This window comes from Serratia sp. (in: enterobacteria) (assembly GCF_051654945.1).
GTDB lineage: Bacteria > Pseudomonadota > Gammaproteobacteria > Enterobacterales > Enterobacteriaceae > Chania.
Map to the genome: position 1 here is coordinate 1 of NZ_JBOFZA010000077.1, position 3,387 is coordinate 3,387.

1 protein-coding gene and 1 pseudogene are annotated in these 3,387 nt (G+C 53.5%); one reads left to right on the forward strand and one right to left on the reverse strand.

Annotation, left to right across the window (positions count from 1 at the left end; all coding sequences use genetic code 11):
* Positions 1–164: 164 nt before the first annotated feature.
* Positions 165–779 (reverse strand): recombinase family protein, encoded by a 615-nt coding sequence (locus tag ACRDCA_RS15970; RefSeq protein ID WP_438690417.1) that lies wholly within the window; start codon positions 777–779, stop codon positions 165–167.
* Between the two features lie 162 nt (positions 780–941).
* Here ACRDCA_RS15970 and ACRDCA_RS15975 point away from each other — a divergent pair.
* Positions 942–3,387 (forward strand): annotated as a pseudogene (locus ACRDCA_RS15975) (Tn3 family transposase); the annotation flags it as partial.

The window sequence follows — 3,387 nt, forward strand, 5'->3', positions numbered from 1 at the left end:
GAGCATCTGGTAAATAAGCTCGATAGCAAGTCACGTCTTTTGTCCCGGAATTCATCGTTCGCGTCCATCAATATTTAGATGGACGCGATTGTTACCAGACAAGACAATCTTCTCAAGACGTCCGGGATGGGGCGCTTACTTTTAAAGGGAGGACGGACAGTTTTTTAAAGCCGGCTAAGCAGTTTCTCTCCATCCGGGCGAAGTTTGCCGTCAGGGGATATGTGGCGGTACAGGGTTTGCCGGGTGATACCCAGTTCCTGACACAGTGCGCTGACTTTCGTCTCTGGCTGTCCCATTGAAACCATTGCCAGACGCAACTTTGCGGGCGTCATTTTATAGGGCCGCCCGCCGTTTCGCCCACGGGCTCTTGCTGATGCCAGACCAGCAGTCGTTCGCTCGGCAATCAGTTCGCGCTCAAATTCGGCCAGAGCGGCAAAGATCCCAAAAACAAGCTTGCCGGCCGCAGTCGTGGTATCAATGGTTGCACCGTGACCGGTCAATACCTTCAGGCCTGTCCCTCGCCCGGTCAGGTCGTGCACTGTATTAATGAGATGGCGAAGGTCACGGCCAAGTCTATCCAGTTTCCATACAATCAGAGTGTCACCGGATCGCAGTGCCTTCAGGCAGGCAATGAGCCCGGGGCGATCTTCCCGTTTACCCGATGCCCGGTCCTCATAAAGATGGGCGGCATCGACGCCAGCGGCGAGCAGCGCATCACGCTGTAAATCATTCGCCTGAAAACCATCTGCTTTTGATACCCGCATATAACCAATTAACATTTCACACCTGTCACATATACGTTCGATTATGTGACATTCTGATTTTGAGGTCGGAATCTGTCAACGAAGGTCACATTACCCGTCATTTAAATTATGACACGTAAAGGTATCACTTTAATGATAATGTGACACTAATGTTTTGAATGGGCATAAGGATCAGGGATGGCTAATAAAAATAAACTCCTCAGTATTCTTTCTGACGCCGAGCAGGAGGCGCTTTATGGCCTTCCTGACTTCGATGATGCACAGCGACTGGAGTTCCTGGCGCTGGATGAATCTGAACTGGCGCTGGCCCGCAGCCGTCGGGGGATCCACGCTCAAATTTATTGCATCATCCAGATCGCTTATTTTAAAGCCAAGCATCTGTTTTTCCGTTTCGGGTGAGATGATGTTCCGGACGACTGCAGCTTTGTCCTGAGCCGTTATTTCCCCGGGGAGACACTTCCTGCCAAACTGCCCTATAAGCACGAACGCTATGCTCAGCGGGAAAAAATCTGCGCGCTGTATGGTTACCGCCCGTGGTCATCGGCACTGTCTTCACCGCTTGAACAACAGGCCGCCCGCATTGTTCACTGCGATGTCACTCCCGGCTTTGTCGCCACTGAGTTGATCATCTGGCTCAACGCGCACAAAATCATCCGACCCGGCTATACCACGCTCCAGGAGCTGGTGAGCCGGACTCTTTCTGATGAAAGGCAGCGGCTGGGGCATATTCTTACGGAGCGGCTTGATGACGCCACTATCGATGGTCTGAACAAGCTGATTGAACGCGATGATACCCTTTCCCGGCTGGCGATCCTCAGGCAGGATGCACGTGATTTCGGCTGGCGCCAGATGGTCCAGGAACGGGAAAAACGGGCCATCCTGGAACCATTGCACCGTAAAGCCTGCGACATCCTGCCGATACTGAATATTTCTCAGCAGAATCTGCTTTATTACGCCAGCCTGGCGAATTTCTATACCGTTTATGATATCCGTGAACTGAAGCCCGATCAGACCCGCCTTTACCTGCTGTGCTATGTATGGGTTCGCTACCGCCAGTTCAGCGATAACCTGGTGGACGCGATGTTTTTCCATATGAAACAGCTCGAGGATGAGAGCCGCAGCGTGGCCAAACAGCTTCTGGCTGACGTCCAGGAAAAACACCGGCGTGAAACGTCTAAAATCGGACGGCTGTTATCGCTTTACGTTGATGACAGCGTTCCAGACCCCACCACCTTTGGCGAAGTCCGTCGTCGGGCATGGAAAATCATGCCGCGGGAGGCGCTGAAAACCACCGCACAGCGCATGAGTGTAAAACCCGTCAGTAAACTGGCGCTGCAGTGGCAGGCCGTGGACGGTATGACGGCATTAATCCGGCGTCACCTGCAGCCATTATTTTTGTCACTCGACCTCACCAGCGTGGTCCACGACAGCCCGTGGGCTGAAGCGCTGAGCTGGCTCAGGATGGTGTTCAACAAAAAGCAGACGCTTTCACAGCGGTCACTGGCGGAATGCCCGCCAGGTACATTACCGGAGCGGCTGCGCCCGTATCTGCTGGAGTTCGGCGAGGATGGCGAGCCCACAGGCCTGAACGCCGGGCGCTATGAGTTCTGGCTCTACCGCCAGATAAGAAAGCGTTTTCAGGCGGGTGAATTCCACCTCAATGACAGTCTCCGCCACCGCCATCTTTCTGATGAACTGGTACCGGAAGGGGAACAGGCCGCTGTCCTGGCTGAAATGAATATCCCGTTTTTGCAAAAGCCGGTTAAATCGCAGCTAAAGGCGCTGGAGGCCGAACTGCACCGGCAGTGGAAAGCCTTCAACCGCGAGCTAAAGCAGGGGAAGCTGAAACATCTGGAATACGATAAAGAAACGCAGAAACTGACCTGGCATAAATCCGTGGTCAGCCGTCATAAGGCGCAGGAGAAGCGATTTTATGAGCAGTTGCCATTCTGCGTGACCGACGTCTTCCGGTTTGTTAACGGGCAGTGCCGGTTTCTTCATGCCATGAAGCCGCTGCAACCCCGCTATGCCAAAAAGAATGCCGATGCAGACAGCCTGATGGCGGTCATCGTTGCCCAGGCGATGAATCACGGTAATCATGTGATGGCACGAACCAGCGATATACCGTTCCATGTGCTGGAAACCACGTACGAACAGTACCTCCGCCTGGCGTCACTGGTCACGGCCAATGACTGCATCACCGATGCCATAGAGGCACTGCCGATTTTCCCGCACTATTCGTTTGATCCGGAAACGCTTTATGGTGCCGTTGACGGGCAGAAGTTTGGCGTTGAACGGCCGACTGTAAAGGCCCGGCATTCGCGTAAATACTTCGGCCGCGGTAAAGGCATGGTGGCCTACACGCTGCTGTGCAACCACATCCCGATCAACGGTTATCTGATTGGTACAAACGACTATGAAGCCCACCATGTCTTTGATATCTGGTACCGCAACACCTCAGAGGTGAAACCCACGGCCATCACTGGCGACATGCACAGCATCAACAAAGCCAACTTTGCGATCCTGCACTGGTTTGGCCTGCGCTTTGAGCCTCATTTTACGGATCTGAACAGGCAGTTGCAGGAGCTGTACTGCATCAGAGATCCGTCGGCCTATAAAAAAT

What these genes read in the sequence shown, in the direction of transcription:
- ACRDCA_RS15970 (WP_438690417.1), bottom strand. Translation starts at nt 779, where the DNA reads ATGTTAATTGGTTATATGCGGGTATCAAAAGCAGATGGTTTTCAGGCG.